This window comes from Cupriavidus sp. 94F1, assembly GCF_057798875.1.
The window spans coordinates 454,302-469,156 of sequence record NZ_JBYOJT010000003.1; the positions used below are offsets into that span (position 1 = coordinate 454,302).

Annotated in this window: 22 protein-coding genes; all 22 read right to left on the minus strand. The window is 63.5% G+C overall.

Annotation, left to right across the window (positions count from 1 at the left end; translation table 11 throughout):
* Positions 1-3: 3 nt before the first annotated feature.
* Entirely contained in the window at positions 4-333 is a 330-nt protein-coding gene (locus AC3FJ6_RS09805; RefSeq protein ID WP_488771677.1) for a phage tail assembly protein, read from the minus strand.
* Between the two features lie 69 nt (positions 334-402).
* Positions 403-912, minus strand: coding sequence for a phage major tail tube protein (locus AC3FJ6_RS09810; RefSeq protein ID WP_488771678.1), 510 nt, complete (start codon positions 910-912; stop codon positions 403-405).
* 35 nt (positions 913-947) lie between these two features.
* On the minus strand, positions 948-2,120 hold the full coding sequence (locus AC3FJ6_RS09815; RefSeq protein WP_488771679.1) for a phage tail sheath protein: 1,173 nt from the start codon (positions 2,118-2,120) through the stop codon (positions 948-950).
* A gap of 107 nt (positions 2,121-2,227) precedes the next feature.
* On the minus strand, positions 2,228-2,689 hold the full coding sequence (locus AC3FJ6_RS09820; protein WP_488771680.1) for a YiiX/YebB-like N1pC/P60 family cysteine hydrolase: 462 nt from the start codon (positions 2,687-2,689) through the stop codon (positions 2,228-2,230).
* 2 nt (positions 2,690-2,691) lie between these two features.
* Positions 2,692-3,288, minus strand: coding sequence for a hypothetical protein (locus AC3FJ6_RS09825; RefSeq protein ID WP_488771681.1), 597 nt, complete (start codon positions 3,286-3,288; stop codon positions 2,692-2,694).
* 20 nt (positions 3,289-3,308) lie between these two features.
* Positions 3,309-5,102: a phage tail protein gene (locus AC3FJ6_RS09830; RefSeq protein ID WP_488771682.1), complete on the minus strand. Its 1,794-nt coding sequence runs from the start codon at positions 5,100-5,102 to the stop codon at positions 3,309-3,311.
* A 3-nt stretch (positions 5,103-5,105) separates the two neighbouring features.
* Positions 5,106-5,732: a phage tail protein I gene (locus AC3FJ6_RS09835; protein ID WP_488771683.1), complete on the minus strand. Its 627-nt coding sequence runs from the start codon at positions 5,730-5,732 to the stop codon at positions 5,106-5,108.
* Positions 5,713-6,627 carry a baseplate J/gp47 family protein gene (locus AC3FJ6_RS09840; protein WP_488771684.1) on the minus strand — a complete coding sequence of 305 codons (915 nt, stop codon included), beginning with the start codon at positions 6,625-6,627 and terminating at the stop codon, positions 5,713-5,715. The genes AC3FJ6_RS09835 and AC3FJ6_RS09840 overlap by 20 nt, the downstream gene beginning before the upstream one ends.
* The gene (locus AC3FJ6_RS09845) at positions 6,624-6,986 is read right to left on the minus strand and encodes a GPW/gp25 family protein (protein WP_488771685.1); all 363 of its coding nucleotides are present in this window, start codon (positions 6,984-6,986) and stop codon (positions 6,624-6,626) included. Before AC3FJ6_RS09845 ends, AC3FJ6_RS09840 begins: the two co-directional genes overlap by 4 nt.
* Entirely contained in the window at positions 6,983-7,600 is a 618-nt protein-coding gene (locus tag AC3FJ6_RS09850; RefSeq protein ID WP_488771686.1) for a phage baseplate assembly protein V, read from the minus strand. Before AC3FJ6_RS09850 ends, AC3FJ6_RS09845 begins: the two co-directional genes overlap by 4 nt.
* 175 nt (positions 7,601-7,775) lie before the next feature.
* Positions 7,776-8,408 (minus strand): hypothetical protein, encoded by a 633-nt coding sequence (locus AC3FJ6_RS09855; protein WP_488771687.1) that lies wholly within the window; start codon positions 8,406-8,408, stop codon positions 7,776-7,778.
* A 61-nt stretch (positions 8,409-8,469) separates the two neighbouring features.
* On the minus strand, positions 8,470-8,916 hold the full coding sequence (locus tag AC3FJ6_RS09860; protein ID WP_488771688.1) for a phage virion morphogenesis protein: 447 nt from the start codon (positions 8,914-8,916) through the stop codon (positions 8,470-8,472).
* On the minus strand, positions 8,913-9,353 hold the full coding sequence (locus tag AC3FJ6_RS09865) for a phage tail protein (RefSeq protein ID WP_488771689.1): 441 nt from the start codon (positions 9,351-9,353) through the stop codon (positions 8,913-8,915). Before AC3FJ6_RS09865 ends, AC3FJ6_RS09860 begins: the two co-directional genes overlap by 4 nt.
* On the minus strand, positions 9,350-9,856 hold the full coding sequence (locus tag AC3FJ6_RS09870) for a hypothetical protein (RefSeq protein ID WP_488771690.1): 507 nt from the start codon (positions 9,854-9,856) through the stop codon (positions 9,350-9,352). The genes AC3FJ6_RS09865 and AC3FJ6_RS09870 overlap by 4 nt, the downstream gene beginning before the upstream one ends.
* Complete coding sequence (locus tag AC3FJ6_RS09875; RefSeq protein WP_488771691.1) at positions 9,853-10,659, minus strand: N-acetylmuramidase domain-containing protein; 807 nt, start codon at positions 10,657-10,659, stop codon at positions 9,853-9,855. Before AC3FJ6_RS09875 ends, AC3FJ6_RS09870 begins: the two co-directional genes overlap by 4 nt.
* Entirely contained in the window at positions 10,637-10,984 is a 348-nt protein-coding gene (locus tag AC3FJ6_RS09880) for a phage holin family protein (protein ID WP_488771692.1), read from the minus strand. The genes AC3FJ6_RS09875 and AC3FJ6_RS09880 overlap by 23 nt, the downstream gene beginning before the upstream one ends.
* Positions 10,981-11,370 (minus strand): putative holin, encoded by a 390-nt coding sequence (locus tag AC3FJ6_RS09885; protein WP_488771693.1) that lies wholly within the window; start codon positions 11,368-11,370, stop codon positions 10,981-10,983. The genes AC3FJ6_RS09880 and AC3FJ6_RS09885 overlap by 4 nt, the downstream gene beginning before the upstream one ends.
* A gap of 16 nt (positions 11,371-11,386) precedes the next feature.
* Positions 11,387-11,590: a tail protein X gene (locus tag AC3FJ6_RS09890; RefSeq protein WP_092600656.1), complete on the minus strand. Its 204-nt coding sequence runs from the start codon at positions 11,588-11,590 to the stop codon at positions 11,387-11,389.
* Positions 11,590-12,057, minus strand: coding sequence for a head completion/stabilization protein (locus tag AC3FJ6_RS09895; protein ID WP_488771694.1), 468 nt, complete (start codon positions 12,055-12,057; stop codon positions 11,590-11,592). Before AC3FJ6_RS09895 ends, AC3FJ6_RS09890 begins: the two co-directional genes overlap by 1 nt.
* A 111-nt stretch (positions 12,058-12,168) precedes the next feature.
* Positions 12,169-12,891: a phage terminase small subunit gene (locus tag AC3FJ6_RS09900; RefSeq protein ID WP_488771695.1), complete on the minus strand. Its 723-nt coding sequence runs from the start codon at positions 12,889-12,891 to the stop codon at positions 12,169-12,171.
* Positions 12,888-13,913: a phage major capsid protein, P2 family gene (locus tag AC3FJ6_RS09905; RefSeq protein WP_488771696.1), complete on the minus strand. Its 1,026-nt coding sequence runs from the start codon at positions 13,911-13,913 to the stop codon at positions 12,888-12,890. The genes AC3FJ6_RS09900 and AC3FJ6_RS09905 overlap by 4 nt, the downstream gene beginning before the upstream one ends.
* Before the next feature lie 48 nt (positions 13,914-13,961).
* Entirely contained in the window at positions 13,962-14,831 is an 870-nt protein-coding gene (locus AC3FJ6_RS09910; protein ID WP_488771864.1) for a GPO family capsid scaffolding protein, read from the minus strand.
* Positions 14,832-14,855: the final 24 nt, after the last annotated feature.

A 14,855-nucleotide genomic window follows, 5' to 3' on the forward strand; every position in this document is an offset into this window, starting at 1 on the left:
AAATTACTGCAATGTCTGCGATGGCGTGCTCGACTCGGTCTGGAAGTTTTCCTCCTTGGCCGACTTCGGCAGCAAAAAACCGGTCACCGCCGTTCCCAGCTGGGTCAGGTCCGCCGGATCCAGCTTGCTCACGTCGTGCTGGGTGAGCGTGGGGGTGGTGATGCGCGGCAGCACGGTGTGCAGTGCGGTCACGTCCATACGCATCAGGTCGACCAGGCTGCAGCCGCGCAGCTCGCCCGAGCCGGGCTTGCGTACCGTGATGGACTTAATGGTCTGCTCGCCGCGCTTAATGGGGCTATCGAGGGTGATATCGGTGGAGGTCGCTTGGGTCATGGCGGTAGGAATCTAGTAGATAGGGATGCAGGAACGGGCCAGCCCGAAGGCCGGCCCGCGTGAGGCCCGTTACAGGCCCATGGCGCGGCGCTGGCCGGCCAGTCGATCGACACCGAAGACAACCTCGATGAAGTTCACGTGGTCGATTTCGCACCACACTTCGCCGTTGACGGTCAGCTTGTAGTAGCTGACCGACGACTTGACCTTGAACTGGGTGTTGTCGCCGGCCTTTGCGTTACCCATGTCCAGCTCGGTGTGACGGCCACGAATAACGATCTCGACAGAATCGGTTTCGCTTTCGTCATCGCGCTGGAATGCGCCGGCAAAGCGCAGCATGACCCCCGAGACAGAGGTGATTCCCCACTCCTTGAAGATCGAGCGCATGAGACCTCCATAGGTAGCCTCCAGCTCCATCTTCTCGGCGCCCAGGTCGATATCGACCGGGCCGTTCATGCCGCCGGCCCGATACTCTTCCAGCTTGCGCGTCAGCTTCGGGGTGGTGAGTTCTTCGCACTCCCCCACAAAGCTCTCGCCGTTGTGGAAGACGTTGAAGTTTTTGAGTTTGCGTGGCAATGCCATGGCAGTTCCCTTTCAGGTGTTGGCAGCTCGCACGCTTACGCGTTGACGGCCTGCGCGAATTGCATGAGGTAGCGGTCGGTGATGCGTTGGCGCAGCGTGAGATTTTCCAGCGGCGGCACGGGCGTGTAGTCGTAGTCGATGCCAAGCTGGCCGTCCTTCAGCGTGTCCTTAGTGTTGAATTCCGGGTCGTACCAGGCCTCGCCACCCAACAGGTAGCCATTGCGCGTCAGCGTGCGGAACTTGCTGTTGATGCCTTCCACAAGATCGCGGACCAGCGATGGTGTCATCGGCAGGTCCATTGCCCAGGCATGGGCCTCGGCCATCGTGTCGGCCAGCACTTGCGCGGTGCGAGTGTAGTTCTCGAAGGCGAAGAGCGGATCGGAGCTGCAGGTGCGCGAACCCCAGAATCGGAAGCCCTGGAAATTGATCAGCGTGGTGACGTCGTTCTGGTTCAGATAGCCCGCGTCGGTAGCCGGATCCTGCAGATCCCAGAACACGTCCTTCGAGAGCCCGGTTACACCATTGATTGCCACGTTCGACAGCGTCTTATGCCAGCCCACTTCGTTATCGAGCTTGGCACGCAGGCCGAGCGCACGCGCTGTGGCGAACAGCGTGGTCTCGGCGTTGGCAACCGTGTCCCAGCCGATGAAATCAGGCCAGATGGTCATCAGCTCGCGCTGGCCAAAGTTGTCGCGATAGGCGACCGCTTCTTCCTTGGTCTCGCAGCCGAATGCAGACACATAGGCGAAGGCACGCAACTTCTGCGCGATGCTGGCCAGCTCCGTGGCCACGGGCAGGCTGTCCATGCCGGGGATGCCGAGAATGCGCGGCGTAACTCCCAGGCTGTTCTTGGCCGACAGCAGCGCCTTCATTCCGGTGAATCGCCCGTTGGCGTCGGTTCCGCCGATCAGATTGCTTGTGGTCTCGGCATCGGTTGCTCCCTTGGCAACGCGCACGACCACGGTCAGGGGATTGGCCTGGTCGGTGATCGCGTCGAGGGTCTTGGCCAGCGTGCCAGTGTCGCCAGCTTTACCGAGCGACGACATGGGGCTGGTCAGAAGTACCGGCTTGTTGAGCGGGAAGACCGTCGCGTCGGCATCGTCAGCGGTACAGACGATGCCGGGCACGGCGGTCTCGATGGTACGAATCGGGCGGGTGCCTTCGTTGATTTCAACGACACGTACGCCGTGGTGGTAGTCAGATGGCATGCAGTCCTCCGGGAGTGGTCCTGACGATGGTGGGATCGTCCCGGTAGGATGCTGCGCACGCGCGAGGCTGTCTCTCCATTGACGTTGTACGCCAGCGGCGCACAACATCAGGCGTGCAGGGGCAGGGCAATTGACGCCGCTGGCGGCAGCATCCAGAGGTGTTGAGGATAAACACGGCGGCGGAACTCCGGGCGCACGAGCGGCTGACCAGCCGCGTCAAATGCCCACGCCACAAGTTCAGAACAGAACCAGGCTTCGTCGGACTGCCAGTCCCGGCGCAGCGCGAGACCGGCCAATGCGGAATAGTCGTAAGGCTTGCCGAGCTGGGACGCCGCGGCCTCAATGACGGCTTGTGGATCTCGCGCCGGCAGATCCGCTATCGCAAAGTCGGCGCATCGCGACAACGTGTCCGCCAGCGGCGCACGGCGCACACCATGCAGCGCTACAGCCTCGATCACACTGTCGCCGTCGATCACGGCCACATGAGACCAGCGCGACCACGTGAAGGCCCGGATGGCGACCGATAGAGGCAAGTGCGTGGTTGAGAACAGCAGGCGTACGCTCGACATGGTCAGCTCGCGGCGTTGCCCAGGTTTGCGACCTTGGACTTGATGCCGTCAATAGCGGCGTTGGCAATCTCGGTGGCAGCCTCCGCCGTCAGTGCGTTGCGCACGGCTTCCTTGGCTTTCAGGCGAGCGTCGCGGATGGCATAGAGCGCGGCATTCCAGGCGACGGCCTCTGCGATGATGTTGTCTGCCGCCTGCTTGGAAGGCCACGCCTTGGCTTCCGCCCAGCTCTTGACGCTTTGCGGGCATTCGCCGTTGTATCCGGCCGCCTGGTATGCCTTTGCCTCGGCCTCGGCAATCTGGTACTCAGCTGCGCGCAGTGGGTCGCCCGCAACGGCCAGGCGGGCGGCGTCGGCCGCGCTGTCGATGCGAGCGCACAGCGCGGTGCGGATCTGTCCAAGCGACTGCGCCGGCGGGTCTATAAGCCGGGGCTGACCGTCTGCCGTTACTGCCATGGTCTTTCCGACAGATTGACCGTCCAACAGCGCGGCGTAGGTTTCGTCGCTAATTGCGATAGCGGGGGCGGGAATCTCGCTGTGGATTCCTTCGACGTAGAAGCCGAGAACCTTCCCGGCGCCGTCGACATGTGCGAACTTTTGCATGATGTGTGTCGCTCCTAAGATCAGTTGCCGAGGGCCAGCACAGTGAAGCCGGTGGCGCCTGCGACGGCGTTGGAGCACGTAACGCGCACCACATTTGCCGTGGTGGCGTTGCTATTCCATTGAACCGGCGACTCGTTATTGAAACTGTTTTCCCATCCGCCTACCGTGACGTTCAGAGGCGTGGTCGGGAACGCAATCGGCCAGCCCAGGTCGAGTTGTACGACGCCGTTAGCCTGAAAGGTTCCCCGTAGCCACTGGAAAATCAGACCACTGTGTAGCTTCTGATATCCGCTCGTTGACGCCGAAAACGCGCAGTTGGAGCCGTACTTGAGCTGCGCCGAGCCCGTGGCGACCCAATATCCGCCGGCAGCTCCGCCGCATTTCCGAATCTCCAGGTATTCACCAGGCAGGACAGCAATGCTCGCGATGCGCGCGCCGCCATTCACGGCGATGGAAGTCGTACCATCCGCTGCTGCCTTTTGCACCAGGATGCCGGCTTGCCCGGTGTTTACAAACTCGACAGTCGCCCCATCAGGAACGGTCGACAGTGCAGGCAGCGTTTGCGTGTTGGTCGTTGCCATGCCGTTGAGGATGGTTCCGCCGAATGCCGACAAGTCGACGGTGGCGCTGGCGGTCGATACCGTGAGGCCCGATCTGCGCATACCGCTTTTTACGACCCACTCCGTTGTCGCCGCGCTCGTGTCGTTATCGAATTGCGGCGCAGAGGGCATCGTTACCGGGCCGGTGAAGGCAGCGCCGGCGAGGGCAGCTTTCTGCGCCAGCGCGGCGGTTACCGTTGCGGCGTAGTTCGCGTCGTTCCCCAGGGCGGCGGCTAGCTCGTTGAGCGTATCGAGCTGAGCGGGGGCGGCTGCCACAAGAGCAGCGATCGCATTGGCGACAAACTGCGTGCTCGCGGCCTGGCGAGTAGACGTCCCGACGGGTGCGGTATCTACCTTGGGAATCCCGGTGAAATCCGGCGAGGCGAGTGGGGCGAAGTATCCGTCGCCAGCGCGCTTAAACGCGAGCGGCGTCGCGCCGATGATGATGGCGCCGTCCGTGGATAGTTGCCAAATTGAGTCGGCGTTGATCGTGCCTTGCTCTACCGGGACCGTCGCGCCAGGCGTAACGTCCAGGCCGCTGTCGAAGTCCGTCGCGCGGGTCCATGCGCCGGCCGCCGCCAAATAGATGCCGTTGTCCTTGCTGAGCGCCTGGTCTTTCACGAGCACACGAGCGCCGGCGGTCAGAAGAACGCTGTCGACGGTCTGTAAGCCGGACAGAGCCACGAGCGGGCCTACGGTGGCGGCCAGGACGGACTGCTTAGCGTCGCGCTTATCCAGCTCTGCCGCAATTTGCGTGTCGACGTAGCCACGGGTTGCAAGCACGATGGAAGGATCCACCTTCAGCTCCACCGTAGCGCCGCTGGTGTTCAGGCAGACCAGGCGCACGACCTGCGTGCGTGCGGAGCCTTCGGCCAGCACCGGCTTATATGTCTCTGGAATGTTGGCGTAATAGACCAACGTGCCATCTTCGGCATGAAGGCCTGCTTCGCGGATCCACCACCCGCCCTCAGTCTCTGGAATGACCTGTTCGGCGATGAACTGGCTCGCGTTCTGAGGATCTTGAGATAAGGAATTGATTGCCGCACGACGGCGCTCATTGATCAGCGTCTTACGCGCGCGATCCGGGACAGGCAAGGCGCCATTGCCGTCGCCGACCGACATGGCCGTGAGTTTCAGGGCGACGCCGAGCGCCTGTGCGTTGGCGAGCTTGGCCTCGCCGTCAGCGGTGGGGATAAGAAAATAAGTTTGCGGCATGGCTCACAGAGGGTTGACGGTGATGGTGTCGACCAGGTGCGCGGCGCCGGCATATAGCGACGCGCCCACGACCTCGACGGGTTCCGGGGAATACGGGTAGACAGTGATGACATCGCCGAGCAGTGGCGCCCCGGTGTAGCGCACCGAACCGCGCGTCTCGACGCTGATGGCGAGGCCGGTCAGGTGTCGAGAAAGGGGCTTGGCATCGTCAATCAGGCGCTCCAGCTCCGCATACATCTCTTCGGTGATGCCGGTATCCAGTACGCCGACATCGAGATGGAAAGTGCCGCGTGGGCCTTCCGGATTCATGCCGTACCAGGGCACGACACGGATCAGGTAGCCCAGCGGCTCGATGGCGCGCCGGATCGCCCCGACAGTCCCCTTGCGCTGGTGCACGAAGAACGAAGCATCGATCACTGCCCGCTTCGTTCCTTCGGGCCAGCTCGGATCCCATCGGTCCACGGACCCTTCCCATGCGAGGAAGGGCAGCACGCTGGCAGGGCACGTGCTCGCATCACCTAGATCGCGGATTGGGACCGGCACGCGCTCGATAGCGGCGCCGGCCGCGGCGATATTCCGCTCGACCAGCGTCGCGTTGGGGGGCAGGAGCCTAGACACGCGCGCCACCATCCACGATGTTCACGCCAGTGCAGTAGGCGGCTTGCGTCTCGTCAAGCACTGCGTCTACCGCAGGCTGCCGGATCTCGACACGCGAGACGCCCTCGGCGAACAGCGCACTGCTGATGGCCGATCGGTCGATATCGCGGCCGAGCCGGCGGCTGTCCTTTCGGTAGGTGTCCACACGTTTGGCGGCCTCGGCCAACACCAGCTCGCGCTCGGGGCCGTTCGTCTTCGTGTACACCGTGGCGTCAATTTCGTAGTGTGTGATCTGAGCTGACTGAACGGTCAGCCGGTCGGCCAAGGGCCTCACGTCTTCGTCGCTGAGCGCCGCCTTCACGTTGTCGATCACGTCCTGATCAACACTGCCGTCGCCATCGATGCCGAGGACCGTGACGACGACTTCGCACGGTTGCGGGCTGATCGCACTGACATCGGCAATGCGACCATCCGCGCTCCGCGCATGGAACTTGTAGCCTTCGCGCGGCCCGGCGGTGGACAGCCCCTCGAAGGCAAGCTGTGTGCGCTCGGTCAGCGAATCATCCTCTTCCATCACGGCGGCCGTGGGCGGCTCGGTGCTGTCGTCTTCGGGCGTCACGACCAGGCGTTCCACGTTGTAGTTCGCGGCGACGTGTTCGAGGTCGTTGCCCTTGGCATAGGCCAGCATGCGCGCACGCGATGCGTCATTGACGCGCTGACGCAGAACCGTCTCCCGGTAGGCATTCTCCTGAATCAGCTTCACGACCGGCTCGGATTCGAGCTGCAGCGTCTGTGCCACATCGGCCTGCTGAGCGGCGGGAAATAGGCTGACGTAGTAAGCCTTGCGTTCGGCAACGATGGTCTCGTAGTCAATATTCTCGACCACGTCCGGTACCGGCAGGCGCGAAAGATCAATGGGCGTGGTCATGCCTTGGCCTCGCGCAGGGGGATGGAAAGCGTACCGAGCGGCGTGCTACGGGCACCGTCGACGCGATCCGCATCCAAATCCACCGTCATGGCGCCTTCGCCGTCGATCACGAACGATGCGGAGTTGACCTGCACGCGGGGCTCCCACTTCACGATGGCTGCGACAGCGGCGGACATCACGCGTAGCTGGGTGACGTCGTTTAGCGGCTGGTCGATCAGCATCGGCACTTGGGAGCCGTAGGTGCGCCGCATGGTGCGAGAGCCTTCTGGCGTGGTGAGAATGTCGCGGATGGACTGCCAGATATGCGCCAGGTCCGTGATGGCGCGACCTGTTGTGCTGTTGAGACCGAGATCGGTCATCGCGTGCCCTCCGTCCAGTCACCACCACGCTGCACCTTGCCGTGGTCGTGGTCGTGAAGCACCACGCCGTTAGACGACAGCTTGCCGTCCTGATGGTTGAAGTCGCCGGTGATGACGTTGCGGTTGGCGCCGCCTTGGCCAGCGATGCCGTTCTGGTAGGAGAGCAGGCCCTTCACGGTCACGTCGCCGTCGAACGTGGTATCCGGACACTTCACCAGGACACTGGTCGCGGCCTCAAGGATCACCTTCTGAATGCCGGCCAGCGACAGCGTGCCGGTGGCATGGTTGTAAGTGGTGGTCGCGCCATCGGCATACAGCGTGACCGTCTCGTCCGCGCTATGGCTTGGCGTGTCGATATTGTCGGATGGGATGCCGCAAAGCACGATGCCATTGCGCGGCTCGCCGCTGGGGCAAAAGAGCAGCACCTGCTCACCGATAGTCGGCGGGCTCCATGTACGTGTACCCCCCGCGCGGCGTTCGGCCCACGGTAGCCAGTCCGTGTCCAAACCGCCCGAGGTCACCCGGACGCGCGGCGGCTTCCCGTGCTGGATCTCGGCAACAGTGCCGGTGCGCAGCAGGTTCTCGATCAGGCGGAGGATTTCAGCGGTGTCCATGCCACCAGCATGCCGTGCGCGCGCGTGGTGGTCACCGGAAGGGTGTTGTGGCGCCAGTTGCCACAACACCCCGCAAGTTTGCTACGTGATACCGCGAAGCTATGCGTCAGCGGTCGTGAAGGTTGAGGAGGACGAGTTGAACTGCATGCCCACCGGGCAAATGTACTGTTCGCTATTAGGACATCGACTGTCCGCGACTGAAAGTGCCCAGCTCGACGAGAGTCGTCGTCTTTGAACAACTCCGAAAATACGGGTCGTCGCATTCCATCAAGCTTCTTGTGGCGACGAATTCCTCTTTCTCCAAGTCATAACTCTCTGTCACCAATTCGTTAGCCACATTGCCTGCAAATTCCCTGCGAGCTAGGCACCATTTGCCCTCAATCTCCTTCCAAACGTGGCTGGTGTGCGACCGCGTGTGTTGTTCGCTGACTTCGACTTCACCCCCCTCAGTGACCTCCAAAGAAACGTCCGTGGGATGGAATGAGCTTGCTTCGGCCAGAGCGTTGTCTGTAACCTGCACGGAGAAACGGCCCGACGATTGCTCGTTCGCGATGCACAAGTAGCGCCCGACTCTTGGAACGCTTCCTTGCATTGGCAGATCAACTTCAAATATTGCTGCCGTGACAGTGCCTGTCCGCGCCGTAGCAAGCCGCCTAGCGCCAGTCGGTATATGGCCGGCGAACAGCGCTTCGCAGTGTCTTTCGAGCGGTAGAGCCATCCAGTCCGCTTTTGCCACAATCGGTGCGAGGATGAAGCTCGACAGGGCCCAGCGGATCATGCCGCGGCGTGAAGGGTTCGGAACTTGCATGCATTGTTCTCCTTACGTACGGTTGGCAAGTGTAGCCGCTCTTCTATCGGCTCGCGAGGTGCTATTTCCCGGTGTGTGCCAACACGAGCTCGGCGATCCTATCGGCATCACTCTCCGAAATGCCGAGCAGCTCACGCTTCGCATACTGCACGTCGAGCCCGCCTTTGTTGACGCGGTCGCGCAGGCCGAACTGGTGGACCGCAGCAATCCGCTCGACATTGGCAATGAACGTCACCACCGCGCTGTTCGGATCGGACTGGGCCTTCATGAAGCGTGAGGTCCGCAGGCGCATGAACATCGCCCTGCGGACACGGCCGGTGCGTTGCCTCAGGCGTGGCTTACGTGGCTCATAGGCCGAACCATCGGGATTGCGCTGTTCGGCGATCCGTACCGTCTGGCGGCGCCGCATCTCAGCGGCGACGGCGCGCAGCAGGGCGCGTCGTTCGCCGGCATCGAGCTTGTGCAGCAGGGCGCCCGCCCAGGCGGCCAGGTCTTCCAGGCTGTTCATGGCGCAGTCAGCTTCCAGCCGGACGGGTCATCAAACTCGTTCACCGGCTCCGGGGCATGCGTGACGACGTAGCGACCTTCCACCACCTTGACAATAACCCGCTCCGTCAGCGGAACACGCATCAGCAGGTCGACGCAGTCGTGGCTCAGGATGTCCGTCTCGAACTTGAAGCCATCCGGCCGCCGGTCGGGGTTCGTGAACAGTTCCGGCTGGTTCGCGCGCAGCCAGGCCATCACCGGCACCATGATGGCGTCCGCGCTCTCCGCAAAGTCCGTCACCAGCAGCGTCAGCGTGTACTGATACTCGAACGAGATGGTCTTCGCGCCAGTGGCCACGACGCGGCCTTCTTCCACGAACAGGTGCAGCTTGTCCGGGTTGCGCTTCAGATCCGCCACGGCAGCGGTGATCGCAGCGCGTAGCTCTACGGGCTTTCTCATGGCGCTGGCTCCCCGATGATCGTCACGCCCTGCGCGCGCAGGGTGTCCTGCAGCGCTGTCAGTCGAGCGGCGTTGATATGGCCGGTGGTGTAGTTGTCGGCGACGGTGCCGGCGACGGCAGAGAGTGGAACCCCTGAGGGGGCCGCATCAGCGCCTCTGGGATCCTGATCGAGCACGCCACCGGCGGCGGTGTCGTGCAGGCGGACAAAGCCACCAGGCACAGTGCAAGCGGCATCAGCTTCGACGGTGACATAACGGGGTATTTCCTTGACGATGGTGTCGCCCTTCACGCGGATGGTCTGCACGCGGTCGACATACTTGGTGACCTCGACCACACCTGCATCGGTGTTGTCGAGCTGGGCGCGCAGCGACGCCACCAGCGTTTCAGCAGCGGCGGCACGCTGGACCGACTTCTTGTACCGGTCCGTGAACCACGCACCGGCGCCAGCTGCCGCCAGCAGGGTGACGACAGCAGCCAACGCAATAGCGAGCGGACGGTTCATGCGGGCACCTGTTCCTCGGCCTCGTAACGCGTAAAGGCGCGGGCCAGTTTCACGTCGTAGAGGTTGTCTTTGTACGCCGGGCCGTTGTAGCCAGAGGCGAATGCCGCCCACTTCAGACCCTTCAGCGCCTTGTGGAGGGAGGGATCCGTCGCAATGAACTGTACGAAGGCGTCGAGTTGCTGGGATTCGTCGCTGCGCATGGCATCGGCAAAGGCATGCACGTTGGCATAGCCAAGGCGCTCCCAGTGGTAGCCCATGATCTGGAACAGTCCCCAGCTCGCGGAGGCGAGCGCGCATGCCTGGTCAAGCCCGGCGGCCTGCGCCAGTCTCATATGCTCCGCGGCCTTGCCCATGTATCCGCCGCGTGCCGGGTTGACGATGTTCGGATACTGGCGTGCGAGTTGGTCCGCGTCGTGGCCGGCGGCGCGCAGTTGCCGGTACATGATGTGGCGCTCGAAGAGGATCACCGGCCGGCCGTCAGGCAGGAATCCCGATCCTTGGCTCTCCACTTCATTGACCGCACGGACGGCGGCCAGCTTCACGTCCAGCGTTCTCGCCGCCCGTCGCAGATCCTCGGCGCCGAGGTGGCCGGGGATGCGCCCATCGAGCTGCAGGGCCAACATCGTCTTGTTGCCGACCACCCCATCCACGACCAGGCCATAGCGGGCTTGAGCCACCACAACGGCCGCAGCAGTCGCGTCATCGAACGCGCCGGTCAGCTCAATGCGGGCTCCACGCACGCGCAGCAGCCGCTGCAGCTCTCGCACCTCCGCGCCAACATCACCGCGTCGCAGTTGCGTCATGGCTGGATCTCCGAAGCAGGCGCAGTAGAAGGGACTCCCCATCACCATCCGGATCGAGCCCGGTGATGCGGAACAGCTCGACCACATTGCCGCGTACGGCGTAGATGGCAACGCAGAGGATGGCGGTGATGCCGTTGAGCGCCAGTAGCGCCCATTCATAGCGTTCGAACGTTACGCCGATGGCGACGGCGCCGGCCATAACGATCAGGGCGTAGGCCAGTCGCGCGGCCCACGGGCGATGGGCCGCGCCATTGCGGCGGAAGAACAGCAGCCGGATGGCAATCAGCGCGCACAGAAGCGCCTGAAACACGTAGAGCGTCTTCACTTGGCACCTCCGTCGCTGTTGCCCCGAATGAGCGCCACCAGGCGGTCGCTGTTGTCGGCGAGCCGGATCAGCGCCAACAGCAGCTTCACCAGCACGGCCGATGCGACCAGCGCACCCACGCCGTGGCTGACTTCGGTGTCGGCCGGCAGGATCCGGGCGATGAGTGATGCGGCCAGCGGCGCGGCGAGCCACCCCATCACAATGGACAGCATGAGGAAGGCAATCTTCTTGCCGGTGGTCAGCTCGTCCGAATTCAGGGCGAAGACTGCGGCGCCCGCGAACGCGCCCAGCACTGTGGCCGCGTCGACGCCTGGCACCAGCGTGATCGCGCCGATGCCGGTCACCGCGAGGGCGGCCGTCGAGCTGGCGGAGATGGGTTCAGCCATGATTCATTCCTTGGGGTCAGTCCCAGAGCTGGACGCGCTGCACGTCAGCCTGCTGGGGTAGGTCGGGCAGGTCTACGACCGTGCCGTGGGGAAGAACCGGGCCGAGATCGGCCAGGCCCCTGTTTGCTTCGAGAACCGCCTCGGTGATGCCGGCGGTCTGGCCGTAGATGCGATGACAGATCGCATCCACGGTGTCGCCCTGCATGGCTATCACCCGCATCAGATCAACTCCACCGTGCTGCGCGGCCGGCCCACGATGTCGCTGGTCGCCCAGCGCGCATCCCGGCGCAAATCCTCCACCGCCTGCATCAGCGCCTCCGCCTTGCGGTCGCCGGCCGCCGTGGCGTCGTAATCCCGGTACCGCTCGATCAGGCCGGCCCGTGCTTCGCAGTACACCGCCCGCAAATAACGGTGTAGGTGCGCGGACTTGCTGTCGATCTGTGCCGAAGGCACCGATTCCAGCGTCTCGTAGCCGGCTGCCTGCTGCTCGGCACGCCACGCGCCAAGATCCGCGTTCACGGACAGCGCCGCTTCGACCAGGGCAGCCCGCAGCCGCTCAGCCGTCACCGTGCCGTCCTGCCGCATGGCGGCCGTCGCCGTGTCGACATCGATGTCGGGGAAGAATCCATCGTTGATGATCAGGTTCTGGCCGGCGGCGGCCGGCTCGGCTGCGAAGAATGAGGACATGGGTACGCGATCAGTGAGTGGAGGCGGTGGACGGGGTGACCGTTGGGGTTGGCCTTGCGGCGCGTCCTAGGGACACCCCGTGCCGCCTGATGCGCGGGGTCACGCTCGGTGTCAGCCCGTGCCTTCCTCCTGAGCTTCGGCGGGGCCAGCATGCTTGATGTCACGCTCCAGGCGCTCGATGTCCTTCTTCACGCCGACCTTGTCGTGGAGCTGCAGGGCACGCTGCAACTGGTCAAGGGCGAAGCGCCGGCACAACTGCTGCTGTGCCACCGACTGCAGCCCTTCGACCTGCGCCAGCGCCACGTAGCCCAGCGCTTTGTGGAGCTTGGCGCGCACTTCGTCGGGCATGTCCTCGCCCTCCACGAGCTGCGTCACCTCGGCCAGCGCCTCGGCATCGACCGGCTGACCGGCTTCTGCCGACTTGATGGCCATCGCGGCGTATTCCTCCGCGATCAGGCACGCGGTCGTGCGCTGGTACTGGTCGGGCATGACCAGGCCGTGGCGGATGGCATAGCGGGCGAGAGGCAGGGCGCCGGCAAAGTCGCCGACATCGATGTGCCAGACCATGATGGTCATGAACACTTCGTCCTGCACGCCCGTGTCCGCGTCCAGCGTGCCCTGTACCCAATCGGAGTACTCGGGCAGCATCTTGCGCTTGGCGTCGGCCTTGCGCTCGATGGACTGGATCTGTTTCAGGGCGCGCTTGTGCTCCGCGAGCTGCGCCAACATCAGCTCGTGGCCGGTGGCGTGACGCAGCGGACTGGCGGCAGCTTCGGCGGCCGCCGCCATGCCGGCCGTCACGCGCAGGTAGTGTCGGCGGGCCGGACTTGTCATGCTTCGGCTACCTCGATGTTCTCGGCCATAGTCGCCGCTGCCAGATCCTCGATGACGTAGGCGTCGTTGCTCGACTCGTAGTTCTCGATGCGATCGCGTTTCGCGTTGTCCACGATAGTGCGACGGCGGGCGCCTTCCTGCCAGTAGATGGACAGGTTGTCCAGGCGCGTGACCAGCAGCGCGTCAGGCGGGAAATATGGCACACGGACGGCGGGGAGATTGCCGATGCGCTTCTGGCTGATGATGATGTCCGTAGCCAGCTTCTGCGTGGGATCGCGGTCGCGGTTCAGCAGCGGGAAATACTTGTCTGCCAGCAGCTTGCGGCCACAGATCACCACAAGGTCCGGGTCTTCGGCATACCACGGCGCGATCAGGTTGTTGCAAAGATCGAATACCAGTGCGTCCAGGCTCGCATAGTCGCGTGCCGCGTCGGTGTCGGCACCGCCCACCACAATCTTGCCGGCGGCCTTGCCGTCCTTCATCACGCGCTCCGCCGCTTCTTCACGCAGGTGCTGGAGCCAGCCCTTGTTGACGTCCTGCAGCATCGGATTGGCGGCGAGATCCGATGTCGCAGCGCGTGCAATGCCGTTGAAGCCGATCATGATGCGGTCCAGCGCCTGGCGGCGCAGGATGGCGTCACGAATGCGCGTCTGGAAGTCCGGGAACTTCGCCCAGGCGTCCAGACGTTGATAGGTGATGTGGGTGTCCGAGTCGGTCTTCTCGCAGCGATACTTGCGATCATCCAGCGTGGCGATGTCTTTGGTCTGACGGTCCTTGACCGAGGTGTCAGTGGTGCCGGCCACCGGACCGGACACGCCGAGGCCGACCTTCTCGCCCTCCTGTTCGATCACGCCGTGGACGTTGATTTTCGTGAGGAATTCGCTGGACTCCTGCACCTTCGTTTCCAGTCGCTGCTGGACGCTGGGTAGCACACTGAACTTGCGGTCAACGCGTTCCACGCCGTTCAGTTTGGCGATCTCTTCTTCATATGCCGCGTACAGCTTGCGGGTATCGTTACGCATAGAGTTGGCTCCGGGTAATGGTTGTTGAGTGGCTGTCCGGGTGCCGGCTCAGCAGTCGGTCTTGATTGCGGTGTCGCCGCTGCCGCCCGTGGCAGGCGGGCGCTTCGTGAACGTCTCGGTCTTCTCCAGCTCACCCTTGAGCGTGGAGAATTCCTCGCTCACGGTGGTCTGGTTCTCCTGCAGCTTGTCCACCTGCCCGGCCACGGTCTCGACCGCCTTCAGTACCTTGCTGAAGTTGTCGCTAAGCGTCTTCACTTCGCCGGCCAGTGCCGTCACGGCCTCGTTCGTGTCGGCATGCTTCGCTTGGTTGGTGGCGTCGCTCGTGTCCTGGCGGGAGAACATGCGCTTGATCGATTCGGTCAGGCTGGACGATTCCTTGCCCTTGTCCTTGCCTTTCCCCTTGCCATCAGGCTTTTCTTCGCTGAAGTCGAGGGTGACTTCCACGGCTTCGGTGAACAGGTTCTGCGGATCCTGTTTGCGCTCGGCCAGCGGGTTGACTTTGGCCTTAGCGCTGAAGGCCAGCATCTCGCAGCCCAGACTTGCCGGGTTGTCGGTCACGGCCAGACCGGTCAGGTACGCCTCGCCGGTGTCGGCAAAATCCGGGTTCACTTCCATCGAACAGAACACCTTCTGCCGCGCCTTGTTGAAAGCCACCAACTCGGCCGTAGGATCGAGTTGCGCGAAGAGGCGCATCTTGCCGTCCTGCTCTTCAGCCTTGAGCGCGATTACGTCGCCGTATGCCTTGAACAGGCCGGTCGGGTCGTAGCCGCGAATGTGTTCCATGTTGATGCGTGCGCCGTACGTCGCGGGGTCGTAGCTGGCTGCCATCTGCACGATCATCTGACGGTCGATCACGCGCCCGTCGCTGGTTGCGCCTTCGGTGGCAATGCGGAAAAACTTCGTGTTCTTGCCGGCCATGGGTTCCTCTTCGGTGGTGGTTCG